Origin of the sequence: Pantoea sp. IMH, assembly GCF_000599885.1 — a bacterium.
Lineage (GTDB): Bacteria > Pseudomonadota > Gammaproteobacteria > Enterobacterales > Enterobacteriaceae > Erwinia.
In genome coordinates this window covers 187,323-204,483 of record NZ_JFGT01000004.1, presented here as the reverse complement: position 1 = coordinate 204,483, position 17,161 = coordinate 187,323, and the positions used below count along the sequence as shown (strand labels likewise).

Annotated in this window: 20 protein-coding genes; 7 read left to right on the top strand and 13 right to left on the bottom strand. The window is 54.6% G+C overall.

Features of this window, described 5'->3' with window-relative positions; all coding sequences use genetic code 11:
• The first annotated feature begins 230 nt into the window (after nucleotides 1-230).
• Complete coding sequence (locus EA20_RS0107420; protein WP_051516342.1) at nucleotides 231-632, top strand: hypothetical protein; 402 nt, start codon at nucleotides 231-233, stop codon at nucleotides 630-632.
• 110 nt (nucleotides 633-742) lie between these two features.
• Here EA20_RS0107420 and EA20_RS0107415 read toward each other — a convergent pair whose 3' ends face one another.
• Nucleotides 743-1,081, bottom strand: coding sequence for a zinc ribbon domain-containing protein YjdM (locus EA20_RS0107415; RefSeq protein WP_024966219.1), 339 nt, complete (start codon nucleotides 1,079-1,081; stop codon nucleotides 743-745).
• A gap of 124 nt (nucleotides 1,082-1,205) precedes the next feature.
• The gene (locus EA20_RS0107410; RefSeq protein WP_024966218.1) at nucleotides 1,206-2,069 is read right to left on the bottom strand and encodes a YicC/YloC family endoribonuclease; all 864 of its coding nucleotides are present in this window, start codon (nucleotides 2,067-2,069) and stop codon (nucleotides 1,206-1,208) included.
• 356 nt (nucleotides 2,070-2,425) lie between these two features.
• Here EA20_RS0107410 and rph point away from each other — a divergent pair, with 356 nt between their 5' ends.
• Together rph and pyrE are read left to right on the top strand one after the other, a co-directional pair.
• Nucleotides 2,426-3,142: a ribonuclease PH gene (gene rph / locus EA20_RS0107400; protein WP_024966217.1), complete on the top strand. Its 717-nt coding sequence runs from the start codon at nucleotides 2,426-2,428 to the stop codon at nucleotides 3,140-3,142.
• A 55-nt stretch (nucleotides 3,143-3,197) separates the two neighbouring features.
• On the top strand, nucleotides 3,198-3,839 hold the full coding sequence (pyrE, locus tag EA20_RS0107395) for an orotate phosphoribosyltransferase (protein ID WP_024966216.1): 642 nt from the start codon (nucleotides 3,198-3,200) through the stop codon (nucleotides 3,837-3,839).
• Nucleotides 3,840-3,878: 39 nt separating this feature from the next.
• Here pyrE and slmA read toward each other — a convergent pair whose 3' ends face one another.
• The 3 genes from slmA to coaBC form a co-directional block, all read right to left on the bottom strand.
• The gene (gene slmA, locus EA20_RS0107390) at nucleotides 3,879-4,475 is read right to left on the bottom strand and encodes a nucleoid occlusion factor SlmA (RefSeq protein ID WP_024966215.1); all 597 of its coding nucleotides are present in this window, start codon (nucleotides 4,473-4,475) and stop codon (nucleotides 3,879-3,881) included.
• A gap of 116 nt (nucleotides 4,476-4,591) precedes the next feature.
• A complete protein-coding gene (dut, locus tag EA20_RS0107385; protein ID WP_024966214.1) occupies nucleotides 4,592-5,050 on the bottom strand; it encodes a dUTP diphosphatase in 459 nt (152 codons plus the stop codon).
• Complete coding sequence (gene coaBC / locus EA20_RS0107380; RefSeq protein ID WP_024966213.1) at nucleotides 5,028-6,239, bottom strand: bifunctional phosphopantothenoylcysteine decarboxylase/phosphopantothenate--cysteine ligase CoaBC; 1,212 nt, start codon at nucleotides 6,237-6,239, stop codon at nucleotides 5,028-5,030. The genes dut and coaBC overlap by 23 nt, the downstream gene beginning before the upstream one ends.
• Before the next feature lie 199 nt (nucleotides 6,240-6,438).
• On the opposite strand from coaBC, the gene radC reads away from it, so the two are divergent.
• From radC to mutM, 4 genes are all read left to right on the top strand, one after another.
• The gene (gene radC, locus EA20_RS0107375; RefSeq protein WP_024966212.1) at nucleotides 6,439-7,110 is read left to right on the top strand and encodes a DNA repair protein RadC; all 672 of its coding nucleotides are present in this window, start codon (nucleotides 6,439-6,441) and stop codon (nucleotides 7,108-7,110) included.
• A gap of 271 nt (nucleotides 7,111-7,381) precedes the next feature.
• Nucleotides 7,382-7,618 (top strand): 50S ribosomal protein L28, encoded by a 237-nt coding sequence (gene rpmB / locus EA20_RS0107370; RefSeq protein WP_004154798.1) that lies wholly within the window; start codon nucleotides 7,382-7,384, stop codon nucleotides 7,616-7,618.
• 16 nt (nucleotides 7,619-7,634) lie between these two features.
• Nucleotides 7,635-7,802 carry a 50S ribosomal protein L33 gene (gene rpmG, locus EA20_RS0107365; protein WP_001051798.1) on the top strand — a complete coding sequence of 56 codons (168 nt, stop codon included), beginning with the start codon at nucleotides 7,635-7,637 and terminating at the stop codon, nucleotides 7,800-7,802.
• Nucleotides 7,803-7,886: 84 nt separating this feature from the next.
• Complete coding sequence (mutM, locus tag EA20_RS0107360; RefSeq protein ID WP_024966211.1) at nucleotides 7,887-8,696, top strand: bifunctional DNA-formamidopyrimidine glycosylase/DNA-(apurinic or apyrimidinic site) lyase; 810 nt, start codon at nucleotides 7,887-7,889, stop codon at nucleotides 8,694-8,696.
• A gap of 20 nt (nucleotides 8,697-8,716) precedes the next feature.
• Here mutM and coaD read toward each other — a convergent pair whose 3' ends face one another.
• The 8 genes from coaD to EA20_RS0107320 form a co-directional block, all read right to left on the bottom strand.
• Nucleotides 8,717-9,193 carry a pantetheine-phosphate adenylyltransferase gene (coaD, locus tag EA20_RS0107355; protein WP_024966210.1) on the bottom strand — a complete coding sequence of 159 codons (477 nt, stop codon included), beginning with the start codon at nucleotides 9,191-9,193 and terminating at the stop codon, nucleotides 8,717-8,719.
• The gene (locus EA20_RS0107350) at nucleotides 9,190-9,969 is read right to left on the bottom strand and encodes a glycosyltransferase family 2 protein (protein WP_024966209.1); all 780 of its coding nucleotides are present in this window, start codon (nucleotides 9,967-9,969) and stop codon (nucleotides 9,190-9,192) included. Before EA20_RS0107350 ends, coaD begins: the two co-directional genes overlap by 4 nt.
• Nucleotides 9,970-11,244, bottom strand: a complete 1,275-nt coding sequence (gene waaA / locus EA20_RS0107345; protein WP_024966208.1) for a lipid IV(A) 3-deoxy-D-manno-octulosonic acid transferase — start codon at nucleotides 11,242-11,244, stop codon at nucleotides 9,970-9,972. It lies immediately after the preceding gene.
• Between the two features lie 104 nt (nucleotides 11,245-11,348).
• Nucleotides 11,349-12,482 (bottom strand): glycosyltransferase family 4 protein, encoded by a 1,134-nt coding sequence (locus tag EA20_RS0107340; RefSeq protein WP_024966207.1) that lies wholly within the window; start codon nucleotides 12,480-12,482, stop codon nucleotides 11,349-11,351.
• A complete protein-coding gene (rfaQ, locus tag EA20_RS0107335; RefSeq protein ID WP_024966206.1) occupies nucleotides 12,475-13,560 on the bottom strand; it encodes a putative lipopolysaccharide heptosyltransferase III in 1,086 nt (361 codons plus the stop codon). Before rfaQ ends, EA20_RS0107340 begins: the two co-directional genes overlap by 8 nt.
• A gap of 76 nt (nucleotides 13,561-13,636) precedes the next feature.
• A complete protein-coding gene (locus EA20_RS0107330; RefSeq protein ID WP_071995393.1) occupies nucleotides 13,637-14,632 on the bottom strand; it encodes a glycosyltransferase in 996 nt (331 codons plus the stop codon).
• Nucleotides 14,633-14,643: 11 nt separating this feature from the next.
• Nucleotides 14,644-15,741 (bottom strand): glycosyltransferase family 9 protein, encoded by a 1,098-nt coding sequence (locus EA20_RS0107325; RefSeq protein WP_024966204.1) that lies wholly within the window; start codon nucleotides 15,739-15,741, stop codon nucleotides 14,644-14,646.
• A gap of 213 nt (nucleotides 15,742-15,954) precedes the next feature.
• Nucleotides 15,955-17,061, bottom strand: coding sequence for a glycosyltransferase (locus tag EA20_RS0107320; RefSeq protein ID WP_235192640.1), 1,107 nt, complete (start codon nucleotides 17,059-17,061; stop codon nucleotides 15,955-15,957).
• Between the last annotated feature and the right edge of the window lie 100 nt (nucleotides 17,062-17,161).

Below are 17,161 nucleotides of genomic sequence, written 5' to 3'. Positions count from 1 at the left end.
CAAAAAATTGGCGACTGAAATTTTTTAAAGCCGCTCATTTGATTTAGTTTATCTAATGCGAAAGAGGGTAATTATTTACGAGTTATCTTCCCAAGTATATTTTTTTAAAAGATATTTTTTCATAATTTCTGAAATATAGGATTAGTTAATAAACAGATTTTTTAAAAAAATCATCATGTATATCAGGAAGGTCGCGCCTTCTCAGCGAAGGATGAGGACAAGGAGAAACAATGATGTCAGCTACGGAACTGTTCAGGCTTCTGGCCAGCGGAATTCATCCTGAAACGGGGGAGCCGCTGCCGCCTGACTCTCTGGTACACCGGCCTGAAGCAATAAGAGTGCTCTTTCTGCTGGCGGAAGAATTTGCCGGTATGCAATTCCGGCAGATGAAACGCCGGGAAAAAGTAAAGCTAACGGTCGAGGAGCGCCGGCAGAAGAACCGGCATACGGGCAGACCAGAGAATGCTTTTCTCCCCTGGCGTGAGGAGGAGAAGCGGCAGCTTGCTAATGAGGTTGCTTGCTACAGCATTCCGGAGTTGGGAAAGCGTCTCGGGCGCTCTCCCCGATCAATTGCCTTACAGCTTGTTAAAATGAAGCTGATAACCACCGACGAGGCTGCGCCCTATGACTGATCTGTGCCACGGGTTTTGACGTCGGCCAGGGTCACCGGGCTGTTGACGTCTGGCTGCGGGGCGGGAGCGATCGCCAGCCCCAGCGTAGAGAGCGTAGGGCGCTTCAGGGATCAGTTTTTCTTCACAAATTCTGATTTAAGCTTCATCGGACCAAAGCCGTCGATTTTACAGTCAATATTGTGGTCGCCCTCAACCAGACGAATACTTTTGACTCTTGTGCCTATCTTCAGCGGGGTGGAGCTGCCTTTCACCTTCAAATCTTTAATGACCGTCACGCTGTCGCCATCGGCCAGCAGATTGCCATTGGCATCCTTCACTACCAGCATGTCGTCTGATGCCGCTTCTGCACCTTCAGACCAGACGTGCCCGCACTCCGGACAGTTAAACAGTGCGCCATCCTGCCAGGTAAACGCAGAGTGGCATTCAGGACAGGGAGGAAGAGTTTGCATAATGAACCTCAAAATTAATCCATAAAAAAACAGGGGGCATTTTAGCCTGGTAAGGCTGGCAAACCTACAATAAAAAACCCGCTGTCAGGCGGGTTAATAGAGGAAGTTGCAGAGCTGGGTGGGGCTATTCAATATTCTGAATCTGCTCACGCATCTGTTCAATCAACACTTTCAGCTCGATAGCGGAGGTCGTGACGTCAGCATTAATCGATTTTGAGGCAAGGGTGTTCGACTCACGGTTGAACTCCTGCATCATAAAATCCAGCCGCCGGCCAACGGCCTCTTTCTTCTTCAGAATGTTATAGGTTTCTTTCACGTGGGCTTCCAGACGATCAAGCTCCTCCGCCACGTCAACGCGCTGTGCCAGCATGATCAACTCCTGCTCAACACGGTTGCTGTCCAGCTGAACCTGAGCTTCTTCCAGTTTGGTCACCAGGCGATCACGCTGCCACTTCAGGACATCCGGCATCTGCGCGCGAACCTTAGTGACTTCCGTGCTGACGCCCTCAAGGCGCTGTTCAATCAGTGATTTCAGCGCCGCGCCTTCCGTTTCACGGGCGATAATGAAATCGTCCAGTGCCGCGTCCAGGCTGCGCAGCAGCTCGGCGGAAATCGCGTCCAGATCCTGCTCTTCAGCAGACATCACGCCAGGCCAGCGCAGGATATCGACCGGGTTAATTTCACCTTCATCGCTCTGCATCTTGACCCAGTTAGCCGCTTTGACCAGCTGGATCGCCAGCTTCTCGTTCAGCACGAGCGCGCTTTGCGCATGAGGATCGGCGTCGAAGCGCAGGTTACATTCGATTTTTCCGCGCGTCAGGCGGCTGCGGATACGTTCACGGATCACCGGTTCCAGGCCACGAAACTGTTCTGGAAGCCGGATGTAGGTTTCCAGGTAGCGCTGATTGACGGAACGAAGTTCCCAGGCGGCGCTGCCCCAATCGCCTTTGGTTTCGCGCCGGGCGTAGGCGGTCATGCTGCGGATCATTTTGCGTACCCGTTTTAAGAGAAAGAAGGACAGATTATAGCGAGCTGGGCTACGGCTTAACAGGAATTCAGTTATAGCGGATAAAATCAGCGAACTTCAAAGCCTGTTTCCGCCGCTGGAGAGTTTGGCAACCTTGCAGCAGTTCATTCAGCAGCCGGTTTTCTTCCATGCTGTGCCAGGAGCGCAGCTGCTGGCTGTAGAGAAGGTCACCTCTCCGGCCTTAAGCCTTCCGGCGTTCTGGATAAATGCCGCAGCCGGAAGGTTTCCGCTGCGTTAGTGTCAGCCTGGCATAGGCATCCGCAGACGAAATCCGTATAATGCGCAGCCAATCATGTTTTGCTAGCCGGAGAGAAACCATGCGTCCAGCAGGCCGAAGCGCACAGCAGGTGCGTCCCGTCACACTGACCCGTCACTATACCAAGCACGCAGAAGGTTCTGTTCTGGTTGAGTTTGGCGATACGAAAGTACTCTGTACCGCCACGATCGAAGAGGGTGTCCCTCGTTTCCTGAAAGGTCAGGGGCAGGGCTGGGTGACGGCCGAATATGGCATGCTGCCGCGCGCTACGCACAGCCGTAATGCCCGCGAAGCGGCCAAAGGCAAACAGGGTGGCCGTACGCTGGAGATCCAGCGGCTTATCGCCCGCTCTCTGCGTGCCGCGCTGGATTTAAAAGCCCTGGGAGAATTCACCATCACACTGGATTGCGATGTGCTCCAGGCGGATGGCGGTACGCGTACGGCGTCAATTACAGGCGCCTGCGTGGCGCTGGCCGATGCGCTGAATCACCTGGTTTCCATCGGCAAACTGAAAGCGAATCCCATGAAAGGCATGGTCGCCGCTATTTCTGTTGGCATCGTCAACGGGGAAGCGCTGTGCGATTTAGAGTATGTCGAAGACTCTGCCGCAGAAACGGATATGAATGTGGTCATGACCGAAGATGGCCGCATGATCGAGGTGCAGGGTACCGCCGAAGGCGAGCCTTTCAGCCATGAAGAACTGCTTGAGCTACTCGCGCTTGCACGAGGGGGTATCGAATCCCTGATTCAGGCGCAGAAAGCAGCGCTGCAAGATTGATTTTTCCAGGCGACCGCAGAGTCGCCTTTTTTTATGACAAATTGAGGATCGAGACATGAAAGCCTGGCAGCGCCAATTTATCGAATTCGCCATCAACAAGCAGGTGCTGAAGTTTGGTGAGTTCACGCTGAAATCAGGACGCAAAAGTCCTTATTTCTTTAACGCCGGCCTGTTCAATACCGGCCGCGATCTGGCCTTGCTGGGCCGCTTCTACGCTCAGGCGCTGATTGATTCAGGTATCGATTTCGATCTGCTGTTCGGTCCGGCCTATAAGGGCATCCCTATCGCCACTACGACCGCTGTCGCCCTTGCCGATCATCACGATCGGGACGTGCCTTACTGTTTTAACCGTAAGGAAGCGAAAGATCATGGCGAAGGCGGGACGCTGGTAGGCAGTCCTTTACAGGGCCGGATTATGCTGGTGGATGATGTGATCACTGCGGGAACGGCCATCCGTGAATCGATGGAAATTATCGCCGCGAATCAGGCCAGTCTGGCAGGCGTGCTGATTTCACTGGACAGACAGGAGCGTGGTCGCGGTAAAGCGTCCGCGATTCAGGAAGTTGAACGAGATTATGGCTGCAAGGTGATTTCAATTATCACCCTTGATGAGCTGATTAGCTGGCTTGAGGAGCATCCTGAACAGGCTGACCACCTCGCGGCTGTACGCGCCTACCGCAAAGAATACGGTATCTGACCGGCTGCGGGCCAGCCAGGCTGGCCCGTACCCAACAGGCTAAACCAGCTGAGCGGCCAGCAGCGGCCAGCGGATCTCAAAATCAGCCGTAGGACGATAACGGAATCCGGAACGGACAAAGCGCGACAGCATTCCCTCACAAAATGAGAGCAGCTGACTTGCCAGCAGCGTTTCATCGGTTGAGTAGCCTTCACCCTCACGCATAACCCTCTCCCGCAGTACCTGACGCAGCTGCATCTCAATACGTTCAAAGAGCTGGTTAATACGGCCCTGCAGGCGATCCTGTTCAAACATCAACGCGTGGCCGGTAAGAATGCGCGTTAAACCGGGATTACGCTCACCAAATGCCAGTATCAGATGAACAATAAGGCGCAGCCGCGACAGCGTCTCTTTTTCATCCTTAAGGATCAGGTTGATGCGGGTAATCAGGCTGTCTTCTATGAATTCAATCAGGCTGTCAAACATCCGGGTCTTGCTGGGGAAATGCCGGTACAGAGCCGCTTCCGATACACCCACGCTGGCAGCCAGCTTGGCGGTAGTAATCCGCTGGCTACCGTCGCTGGACTCCAGCATCTGGGCCAGCGCCTGCAGTATTTCTTCGCGACGATTCCGTTTCGCACTCTTTTTTTCTGCCATGTCCTGTTAGACCTTTGAAATATCACCTTTAACGGCAAATTGCCACGCAACGTCCGTGAGCAAGGTGCTCACGGAGAAGAAAAGACAAATTAAATGCTGAAGCTGAAGACTACCTGCTACTGACGCCCTGAATGACCGAAGCCGCCTTCGCCGCGAATGCTGGTATCAAATTCATTCACCAGGTTAAATTCCGCCTGAACGACAGGGACAAATACCATCTGGGCAATACGTTCGCCGGGCTCAATGATAAAAGCTTCCTGGCTGCGGTTCCAGACGGAAACCATCAGCTGACCCTGGTAATCGGAATCAATCAGCCCGACCAGGTTGCCAAGCACCACACCGTGCTTATGGCCGAGTCCGGAGCGTGGGAGGAGTACGGCGGCCAGCGCAGGATCGCCGATGTGGATGGCCAGACCGGTCGGCACCAGCGTGGTGGCACCCGGTGCCAGCGGCAGCGCGTCATCCAGGCAGGCGCGAAGGTCAAGCCCGGCGGAACCCGTGGTGGCATAAGCAGGCAGCGGGAAATCTTTCCCCACGCGCGGGTCTAAAATCTTAACGTCGATTTTTTTCATCATAAAGGCTGACTATCTCGTCTAATAACTGTTGGCCAAGGAGTGACTTATCGCTAAGCGGTAAGACCTTCTCTCCCTCCTGCCAGAAAAGATGCAGGGCATTCGCATCGCTGTTGAAACCCTGCCCGGCTTTCGATACATCGTTGGCACAGATTAAATCCAGGTTCTTATTTACCCGTTTTTGCCTGGCGTATTCTTCCACATTCACAGTTTCGGCAGCAAATCCCACCACATAAGGACGATTTTCCTGCATGGCGGCGACACCGGCCACGATGTCGGGGTTTTTTACCATTTTGAAGGTAACTTCATCACCCTGTTTTTTGATTTTTTCAGCGGAGATCTCAGCGGCCCGGTAATCGGCTACCGCAGCCGTACCGATAAATATCTGCTGCTGCGCCGCCTGTACCATAACCGCCTGCTGCATATCGGCGGCGGTTACCACATTAATGCGGCTGACGCCTGGTGGCGTTTTCAGTTCAACCGGGCCCGCGACCAGGGTGACGTTCGCACCTCGTCTGGCGGCGGCGGCGGCAATAGCGAATCCCATTTTCCCCGAACTGTGATTGGTAATGAACCGTACCGGATCCAGCGGTTCACGCGTCGGGCCTGCGGTAATCATAATGTTCAGATGTTTCAGTTCCTGGCGCGGGGCGGCCCATTTTACGGCTTCATCCACAATGACCAGCGGGTCAAGCATGCGACCCGGCCCAACATCGCCACAGGCCTGATTGCCGCTGTCAGGCCCCCAAATCAACAAGCCGCGTTCTGAAAGGATCTGAAGGTTATGTTGAGTGGGCAGGGCACGGTACATCTGCTGGTTCATGGCGGGCACCACGGCAACCGGCGCGGCGGTGGCCAGGCAGAGGGTCGTCAGCAAATCATTGGCCATCCCTGCCGTCACGCGGGCAATCAGATCGGCCGTTGCTGGCGCAAGGATAACCAGATCGGCCCACTTGCCCAGCTCGATATGGCCCATGGCGGCCTCGGCAGCAGGGTCAAGCAGATCGTCAGAAACCGGATAGCCGGAGACGGCCTGCAGGCTGAGCGGCGTGATAAACGCCTTAGCAGCTTCGGTCATCACGACGCGTACATCGGCACCACGATCGCGCAGTCGCCTGACGAGTTCAGGTGTTTTATAGGCAGCAATACCGCCGCTTACGCCAAGAACGATTTTTTTGCCTGTTAATCCCATCATGCTGTGTCCGCCCCATAAAGTCAGCGTGATGCGCCCTGTGGCGCCACAATGCGGCTATTTTACCACAGTCGCCCCCTCAGTCCTGTTTTAGCCGCGCGCTGTCTTTGCGAAGCGGCTCAAGAAGTCATCCCAAAATGGTGGTGAAAGTACTGTATATAATGCCATGCTTTTGGGGGTTCAGGAAGGAGATATGCAGATGAGAAAACAGTGGCAGACCCTGCCGCCTCGCGAAAAGCTCTTGCAGGGCGGGGCCAGCACGTTAACCGACACGGAATTACTGGCGATCTTCCTGAGAACAGGCGACAGGGGCGTGCACGTCATGACGCTGGCGCAGCAGCTTCTTAATGAATTTGGATCGCTTTACCGGTTGATGACGGCAGATAAGAAAGCTTTTTCGACGATAAAAGGTGTTGGAACAGCGAAGTTCGCGCAGCTGAATGCCATTGCTGAGCTGGCAAGGCGTTTTTTCGCCTGCCGCGAAGCCCTGGAAGAAAACGTCGTGAACAGCTCGGGTGACATGGTGAATTACCTTTACGGCAGGCTCGCCCACCGCGAGCGGGAGATCTTTATGGTGATTTTTTTTGATAACCAGCACCGGGTGATTGAGGCGTGTGAAATGTTCGCCGGTACGCTCGCCAGCGTGGAAGTTCATCCGCGGGAAATCGTCCGGGAGGCGCTGAAACGTAATGCTGCCGCGCTGATTCTTGCGCACAATCATCCCTCCGGCTTGTCACGTCCCAGCAAGGCGGACCGGGATGTCACCGTGCAAATCATCGCCGCCTGTCAGCTGTTTAATATCCGGGTGCTCGACCATATGGTTATCGGGCGCGGCGAGTATGTTTCCTTTGCGGAAAAAGGGTGGCTTTAACCCGTTTTTAACCGCCGCCAGCCAGACGCAGCGGCGGAAAGGTGAGTCAAATGGAGCAATTTTGCACGATCTATTGGGATCTTTATCTGTTCGGGACTTGAGCACCAGCGCCGCAGGGCGTATACTACGCCACCTTTGAGAATCTCGGGTTTGGCATATGGGCCTGCTCAGCGGGTTCGCATTGAACTCGCCTGGATGGGCTAAAAGCCTGACGAGGCGGCCAAGACCTTATTTTTAAAGCTCGAGCTGATTTGATTTTTGGAGAATAGACATGTCACGAGTCTGCCAAGTAACTGGCAAGCGTCCGGTGACGGGTAACAACCGTTCCCACGCAATGAACGCGACGAAACGCCGTTTCCTGCCGAACCTGCACTCTCACCGTTTCTGGGTTGAGAGCGAAAAGCGCTTCGTTACACTGCGCGTATCTGCCAAAGGCATGCGCGTAATTGATAAAAAGGGTATTGAGACGGTTCTGGCCGATCTGCGTACCCGCGGTGAGAAGTACTAAGGTAAGGAACTGAAACATGGCTAAAGGTATTCGTGAGAAGATCAAGCTGGTTTCTTCTGCTGGTACAGGTCACTTCTATACCACCACGAAGAACAAACGTACTAAGCCGGAAAAACTGGAACTGAAGAAATTCGATCCTGTTGTCCGCCAGCACGTGATCTACAAAGAAGCTAAAATCAAGTAATTGGTTGAAGTGGATTGAGAAAAACCCGGCTCCGGCCGGGTTTTTTTATGTGAAAAACAAAATTTTATCGCTGAGGGAGAGGATATGCCTGAGTTACCAGAAGTGGAAACCAGCCGGCGCGGCATTGAGCCCCATCTTGTGGGCGCCAGAATCGTGCATGCCATTGTGCGCAACGAGCGTCTGCGCTGGCCCGTGTCACAGGAAATCATCAGCCTCAGCGATCAGCCCGTTCTCAGCGTACAGCGCCGGGCGAAGTATTTGCTGCTGGAGCTGCCTGCCGGCTGGATAATTATCCATCTGGGCATGTCTGGCAGCCTGCGCGTCCTGCCGGAAGCGTTGCCGCCGGCAAAGCATGACCATGTCGATCTGGTGATGAGTACCGGTAAGATACTGCGCTATACCGACCCCCGTCGCTTTGGCGCCTGGCTGTGGAGCCGCGATCTTACTGCCAGTAACGTGCTGGCTCACCTCGGACCTGAGCCACTCAGCGAGGCTTTCTCCGCCGATTATCTGTTTGCAAAATCACGCGGCAGACGCACGCCGGTAAAACCCTGGCTGATGGATAATAAGCTGGTGGTTGGGGTGGGCAATATCTACGCCAGCGAGTCGCTGTTTGTTGCCGGGATCCTGCCCGATCGGGCCGCTATGGCGCTCTCTTACGAGGAGGCCGCACTGCTGGTGAAAACGATAAAGGCCGTTCTGCTGCGCTCCATTGAGCAGGGCGGCACCACGCTGAGAGATTTTCTGCAAACTGATGGTAAGCCGGGGTATTTTGCCCAGGAGCTACAGGTTTATGGCCGCGGCGGTGAACCGTGCAGGGTATGTGGCGCGCCGATAGAAAGCGTGAAACACGCGCAGCGCAGCACATTCTTTTGTCCGGTCTGCCAGAAATAAGTGATTCAGCGTCCTCTGACTCAGAGTTTTGCCAGCAGCGCGGTCAGGACCGACGGAGGAAGAAAGGCGCTGACGTCACCGTTATGCCTTGCGACCTCTTTCACCAATGAAGAGGAGATAAAGGAGTAATTGCCGGAAGGCATCAGAAACACGCTCTCCAGTTCAGGCAGAAGGTGGCGATTCATGTTCGCCAGCTGCGTTTCATATTCAAAGTCGGACACCGCACGCAGACCCCTCACCAGCACATTCGCCTGCTGATCCCGCGCAAAGTTTGCCATCAGCTCGCTAAATCCCAGCACTTCTACATTGGGCAGATGCATCACCACCTCTTCCGCCAGCGCGACTCTCTCCTCCAGCGAAAACAGGGGCTTTTTACCGGGGCTGGCGGCAATCGCCAGCACGATGTGATCGAACATCCGCGCCGCGCGGGTAACAATATCAAGGTGTCCGTTAGTCAGCGGATCGAAGGTGCCGGGATAAATCGCTTTTGTACTCATAAGCCGCCCTTGCTGGCATGAGAAGAGTGGTTCAGCGCCCAGAGCGCCGTATATTTATTAAACGTATACTGCGCGTTGACCACCGCCAGCAGCCAGCCCTGCTTACCATCCAGAAAGCCAGCGCGCAGCACCAGCGTTTTGAAAAAAGCGGCCAGCGTATGGGAAAAAATAGCAAACATGGTGCATTTCTTTCCCTGGTGATGACGCTGCTTTGCCCAGGCCTCGGCATAGGTAAACTGTTTCCACTGAAAAGCGGAGAAGTCACGGCATGTCAGATGAAGCAAATCGCCTTTAAGCGGCGTCACCGGCGCGCCCCGAGTATCCAGTGATTCATGCACCAGATGATCGTTGTAGTGATAGCTGGCCGGATAAAGCCGGATCACGCGGTCGGGATACCAGCCGCTGTGGCGCATAAACCGCCCCAGGAAGAGATTGCGTCGCCCCAGGCTGTATATGGTTGCGGAGGGCTTCTGCAGAGCCTCTTCGATAGCATGGCGAAGCGGCGGCGTGACGCGCTCGTCGGCATCGATCATCAAAATCATCGGATGGCTGGCGTAGCTCTGTGCGAGCTGTCGCTGTTTGCCATAGCCATGCCACTCCTTCGAATGAAAAACGCTGGCACCGTGCCGGGCGGCGATTTGCGGCGTGCCGTCGCTGCTGCCGGAATCCAGGACGATTATCTCATCGGCCCAGTCGACGGAGGCAAGACATTCCGGCAGCAGGTCGGCAGCGTTTTTGACAATCAATACCACGGACAGGGGTTGGCGTGCAGACATTTAGTGATTCCGCTGTGGCAGATAAGGTTCGAGTAACTGTAGCAGACGCTGCAGCGCGCCCTGATTCTGATGAAGCACCTCTACGGCATGACGGCCATAGTAAAGACGGTAATCTTCGTCCGTCAGCAGCGTGCCAATTTCTTTATCCAGCGACGCGGCGTCCGTCACGGTAATCATCCCGTCCGCTTGCTGAAGTCTGGCGCAGATATCTTTGAAATTGAAGGTGTGCGGCCCCATCAGAACCGGCAGCGCATGGGCTGCGGCTTCCAGAGGATTATGCCCGCCTCGCTCAACCAGGCTTCCCCCGACGAAGGCCAGATCGGCAATCCCATAAAGCAGCATCAGTTCACCCATGGTATCGCCAATGACGACCTGGGTACTGCCTGAAGGGATCTCACCACTGCTGCGCAAAATAAAGCTGAATCCCGCTTTTTGCGTCAGTTCACGGGCGGTTGAAAAGCGTTCGGGATGGCGGGGCACCAGGATCAGCAGCAGATTAGGAAAGCGGCCCAGGAGGCGTCGGTGAGCGTCAAGGATGATGCTTTCTTCACCTTCGTGGGTGCTGGTGGCGATCCAGACCGGACGACGCGAGGCCCATTGCCGGCGCAGTGTGATCGCCCTGGCGGCCAGTTCTGGCGTGACGGAGATATCAAATTTCAGGCTACCGGTTACCGTCAGCTGTGAACGCCTCAGGCCAAGGCTGACAAAGCGTTCGCCATCTTCCTCGTTTTGCGCGGCGATCAGCGTGATGCGTTGCAGCAACCTCTGCATAAATTTACCCAGCCTGGCGTAACCTTTCGCAGAACGCTCAGAAAGACGGGCATTGGCGATGACCAGCGGAATTTTGCGGTTATGGAGCTGGGCGATCATATTCGGCCAGAGCTCGGTTTCCATAATGATGACCAGGCGTGGATTGACGTTATCCAGAAAGCGATTCATCGAACCAGGCAGATCGTAAGGCAGATAGACGTGATGCACGTCTTTACCGAAAGCGGAGGCGGCACGCTCAGAGCCGGTTGGCGTCATCGTCGTCACGGTAATGGGCATAGAGGGATAGCGATGACGAAGCGCCCTGACCAGCGGCACGGCCGCCAGGGTCTCTCCCACGGAGACGGAGTGCAGCAGAATACCGTCCGGCTTCACTTTGCCTTTGCAGAAACCATAGCGTTCGGCCCAGCGTTTACGGTAGGCCGGCGCTTTCCGGCCGCGCAGCCAGAGCCGGAGCCAGATCAGCGGCTGAATAAGATAGAGCAGAACGGTATAAAGTGTTGTCATCACAGTGTCTTACAAAATGCGGAGAGACTCACGCCGGAAAATACCAAAAAAAAGAACTAATACGGCATGTTAGCAGATAAGTTCCCGGCGCTCACACTACTTCATCAGGGCTGCCGTAAGACTTCTTGATACAGCGCATGAAGTTGGTTCGCCAGCGCCGCAGGGCTGCAGCCAAGCACGCGCTCACGCGCCGCGTCGCCCATGCTGCTGTCGGCGCTACGTTGAGGAATAGCCTGAACTGCTGAGATCAGCGCCGGCACATCGAGCGCATCGCACACATAACCCTGCTGACCATTCACGATAAATTCAGCACCACCGCAGGTAAAACTGGTAATAACCGGAAGGCCGCAGGCCATCGCTTCCAGAATGACGTTGGGAAAAGGATCGTACAGCGTCGGTAGAATCAGCCCGTCGGCAGCATGGTAAAAAGGGATAACGTTATTCTGGACGCCGCAAAAATGAAGGCGGTCTTCGCAGCCCAGCCGTTGGGCCAGTTGACGGTATCGGGACTGCTGCTTATCCTGGCCGACCACCAGAAGGTGAGCGGTGGTGACAGCAATCGCTTCAATGCTCGCTTTCAGTCCCTTACGTTCAAAGCCCGATCCCACATAGATAAAGACTTTGGCGTCGGCAGGCAGCCCCAGGTCGCTGCGGGACTGCTGACGTTGTGAAGCGGTCGCAGGCGTAAAACGCTGGGCGTCGATAGCATTATAAATTACTGCGAACTTCTCTTCCGGCACCTGAAAGCAGCGAATAATATCGTTTTTAACCATCAGCGAGTTACAGATGATTTTCTTCAGCGAGGGCGAGCGGAACATCGCCTCTTCGGCGGCCATAACATAGCGATGGTAGCCGCTGAGCTGGGTGAGCGTACGCTGAAGAGGAGAGATTATGCGCGCACGCTGTTCGAGCCACACGCGATGGACGCCGTCTCCAGCCCGGAAAATATCGCAGCCCACAATGCGCTCATGGCTCTGCACAATATCAAACTGCTCCCGCTGCCAGCACTCGCGTGCAGCGATGGCAAACCCACGTTCACGAGAGATGCGGCCCCACTTCTTTGGGTTGCAGATGTGGAGATGCCACGCCGGCTTGGGTTCTCCCTGCCAGCTACGGGTGATGATGTTCAGTTCAAGGCTGTCATCGTCCAGCGCTTCCAGGGCGCGGGAAATAAAGCGCTCTGCGCCACCATCAGGGCGATACTTTTGCCGGACTATTGCCAGCCGAACTTTACTCATCGAGAAATTTCCTTGCAGCGTTGACAACTTCTTCAAGCGGGATGGCCGAGAGATAGCGGGTTTGCGTTTTGGTATCAATGCTGTCAGGGGCGGGAAGCGGCGCATAGTCACCAGCCCAGATAACCTGATTTTTCTCTCCCCATGGACGCCACTGCGTCAGCTTGGTGGGTCCAAAAAGCGCGATACAGGGCGTATCCAGCGCGGCGGCCATATGCATCGGCGCCGAGTCGACACCAATAAACAGCCGGGCATGATCGATAAGCGCGGCCAGCTGTGGCAGCGTTAGCTGTCCCGCTAACGAGATCACTTGCTGGCTGTGGCAGAGAGAAAGAATATGATCGATCATCGCCTGCTCTTTTTTATCCGGCGCCGCAGTCAGCACAATGTGGGTACCGGCATCGGCGAGCGCATCAATCAGCCCGGCCATTTTGCTGTCTTCCCAGCACTTAAACACCCAGCGTGAAGTGGGCTGGATGACGATATAAGGCCCTGGTTCCGTCTGATGTTTCGCCAGCGCAGCCTGCGTGTTCAGCCAGTCTTCTTGATCGTAATGCATTGCGGCTGACCAGCCCGTGAGGGGAATGCCCAGCGGCGTCAGGGCAACAAGATTCTGTTCTGCGGTATGCAGCTGGCTGTGCTTCTCTGTCGAGACGAGATGAGTATGGGCCAGACGCCAGATTGCGCCGCGCCGCTTATGAAAACCGAAGCCAATTCTGACCTGAGCGCCGGTGAGCGCAGTAAGTATCGCGCTGCGCCACTGGTCTGCAAGGTTGATCACCAGATCGTAGCGGCCCTGGCGGAGGGTGTTGATTAACGCCAGTTCATAGTTGAGCCGTTTAACCCGTCCTTCCTTCTTCCAGTTCCGGTCAATACAGTGAAGATGGCGTATGGCCGGATGCGCCTGGAGCATTGGCCGGGTTTCCTGGTAGAGCAGCACGTCAATATTCGCCTGCGGGTAGCGGTGGCGAAGGGCGTGAATCACGGGAGTGGTAAGCAGCATATCACCGTGATGACGCAGCTTGATGAGCAGAATATTCTGTGGCGCAAACGAAGCAGGAATCGGTTGAGGCGTAGCCATACTCATTGTGTCTCAGTAAAAAGTGAACCGATTGTAAGGCAAACGCCGCGAGGGGAAAAGCCAGCGCGGCGCAACATTACCGTTTCCGCCAGCGCCAGATGCGGCCCAGCCACAACAGAAGCTGATACCACTGGCGAACGCCTCTGGCATTACGCACCATCCGGCCCGGCGTCCCGGTAGCAAAGAGATCGGCGATTATCGCCTGCCGCGCCTGCTCCTCTGGCTCCCGGCGGATAGCGTGACAGACGGTCAGCGCCTCTTTGGTTACCTGACGGTGTAACTCGGGGGAGATTTTAACTTTGTCGCGGTAACGCTGATTGATCTCATCCAGCATCCGGGCGATTTTCAGGTAGTGGCGCTGATAGGCGACGTTTTTCTCGCCGGTGCGTTTCCGGTTGCTGATCGACTGGTCATGAACGTAGTAGCTGTACAGAATCTCATCCGTATAGCGGACGCGTTTAACATTCATCATCAGCTCGGTTGTCCAGGGGATATCCTGATGATGCAGGCCCGGTTCAAACTGAAGATCCAGTTGACGGATAAGCGACAGACGGTAGATGCCCATCCAGACGACGTGCAGATACCGGTTGGTCGCCAGGGCTTTGCTCAGCCAAGCAGGACCATCAAGCACATCCGTTGAACGTAACCGATCGGTGGGAATAAGCGGCTTTGTCCGCCCCCCGGTGAATACGCGCTCCGCATTGCACTGCACGACATCAAGATCGTCCGCGTCAGCCATTGCAATCAGCGTGCTGTACATGGCGGAAGAGAGCGTATCGTCGGCGTCTGGGAAAGTCACGTAGCGGCCACGGGCGATGGCAAGGCCGGCATTTCGCGCTCTCGATACGCCGCCATTTGGCTGGTCGATGACCTGGATATGCGAATGGCTGGCGGCATAGCGGTGCGCCATCTCTGCCGATTCATCGGTAGAACCATCATTGACGATGATAATTTCGAGCGACTGCAGGCGTTGTGCCAGTAGGGATTCCATAAACGCACGGAAGCTTTTCCCGGCATTATACATCGGGACGATCACGCTCAGGCTGGGAAGCCCGTCTTCAGAATGCGGCATCATACTCAGGGTTATATCTTCTGTTCAGGCGTCAGGTCGGGATGACGCGCCATAATAAAGGCGTGAATAGCATCCAGTTTTTGCTGGTTGAGATCGTACAACTGTTCAACCGGATGCGTAAACTGATAAAGAGCATGGAAAACAAAGGATGAAGGGGCGATGTGATCCGGCCCGATCAATAAAACGTCACCCAGCGGACGCTGCTCTTCAACGCAGCAGGGACCATAAATTAAGATGACCGGGACATGTTGCGAATCCGCAATATAAACATTGCCGGAGTCTGATGCCACGTAGAAATCCATGTTACCGATAGCCCAAGGCAAGCCTTCCAGAGAGACTTTACCTATCAAATTCACAATGTTATCGGCCTGTCCGATCTCATTATAGAGCGCATCAAGTCGCGGAAGTTCATTAGGCGAACCGAAAACATAAAACAGGCAGGGCAGGTCGCTCAGGCGGTCAAACAGCCGCTTCCAGATAACGGGCGGGATCGTTTTTGCCTGATTTCCGGCGGAAATGCTGATGCCAATTTTGATTTTGTCCCGGCGGAACACCTCTTGCGGCGTCTCCTGCGGCTTCAGCAACGGCAACGTTGCGTGCTTTGGATAGCTCTCTTTAGTGAGTGAACGATCGGCGAGTTTGAGATAATTTTCCAGCGTCAGCGTGGTTTTCTCATGCTCAACCGTTCCCGTTGCGGTGAGATAAAAGAGCGCCTGGTAGGCTCTGCGCCGGTACATAGAGAGAAATTGCTTGTTGCTGGCATTGCAGCAGGCGGCAAAGAATAAGTTGATGTTATTAGGATGCAGCAGATAAATATTGTCGTATCTGTTCATCAACCGGAAGATGAGCCGGAGCTTCGTCAGCAAACTGTCTTTATGATCCTCAATATAAAAAATCTCATCCAGCGTGGCGTCGTGCCTGGCCAGGGGCGCAACTGAGCGGCTAAGCAGGGCATCGCTGTGCTGTAAATGGCTGAGTAGCGGCGTGATATTGAGAAAATCACCGATTTTCGCCGTCTGGATCACCAGATTGCGTCCGCTTTTTTTCTTTACCAGTTTAAACAGCATCTTGACCGGAAAAAGAAGACAAAATAAAAGAACATAACTCACGCTCTACTCTCCCTGAGCGAACTGAAAAAACCTCTGCAACTGAGAGGCGCTAAACTGTCTTGTACAGGATCGGTGATGAAGCCGTGTAGTTTCACAAAGCTCTGATATCCGTTCCTGTATGTGAGCGTTATCATGGGCTAAACCTTACAAGTAGCGTAAAAATAGGGTAACGGGTAAACCAATAAAGCCTGTCGCGCTGACGTCCGCGCCCGGTTAATCAGGTGTTATAAGATCAAGGTATTGCTGGCATACAGCCTCAATGCTGTAGACCGTTAAATCCAGATTCTCAAGAGCCGGAGGATGCTGATAAACCGCTCTCATGGTGGCGGCGAGCGACTCTTCATTCATCTCAGCAAGCCCCATCGCCAGATCGCCCGTCATGATGCTGGCTGGTCCACCGGGGCAGCGGGTACTGACAATGGGCGTACCGCAAATCAGCGCTTCAACCAGCACGTTGCCAAACCCCTCACTGTCCGAGCTGACGATCAGCGCTCTGGCGTGGCGGATCCAGGGATAGGGATTACAGGTGAACCCTTTGAAAATCACTCTGTCAGCGATATTCAGCGCTTCTGACAGACGCTTAAGCGCCGCGGTCGCTTCGCTGCTGCCCTGGCCAATCAGTACCAGGGGTACAGTTAACGCACTTTTCGCATAGGCACGGAGCAGACGATCGTGGCGTTTGGTCTGATGAAAACGCCCCACATGGATCAGATAGTCTTTTCCTTCCAGACTGCACGGCTCCCGTGAAAGCTGTTGGATTGCCTCAATATCGAAAGGGTTACAGATGACCCGGGCCTTGTCTGGCCTGACGTGAAATACCTCTTTCAGATCGTCGATAACATACTGTGACACACCCACCAGATTGCGATGCCGGTAAACGCTACGCGTTTTTAGCTTCTTAAACCATCGGGAAAATCCTTTACGGCGCGCCAGATAGGACGCAGAAAAAACGCCATGAATGCAAAACCACGTTTTTTCAGGCGGTAGCTGTTTACAGCGGCTGACGATACGGTCCGTTTTATGCAGATGTGATAACACAAGATCGAAGGGGCCTTCCGATGCCTCAGCCGCCTCAACGGCCTCATCAAGCAGCGCAGCACGGCGGTCCAGCTCGGTCAGTTTGCGCCAGGGCTTTTTGCAGCGATCGGCAACGACCTGATAGTCCACACCTTCAGGAATGCTGTATTCGCAAATTGTGCGCAATGAAAAGAGGGTGACCCGATGGCCCCGTTCGATCAGCCCTTTAGACAGAGTGAGTACGACTTTCTCTGCTCCCCCGCCGGGAAGGCCATCAATGATCATCAAGATGCGTCTGGACAATTTTTTACCCTTTCAATGAGGCGCTCACAGCAAAGCAGGGCGGTTGGCTTTCCCTGCACCAGTGAAGTTACCGCTCAGAAATATCCCTTTGTTTTGACAG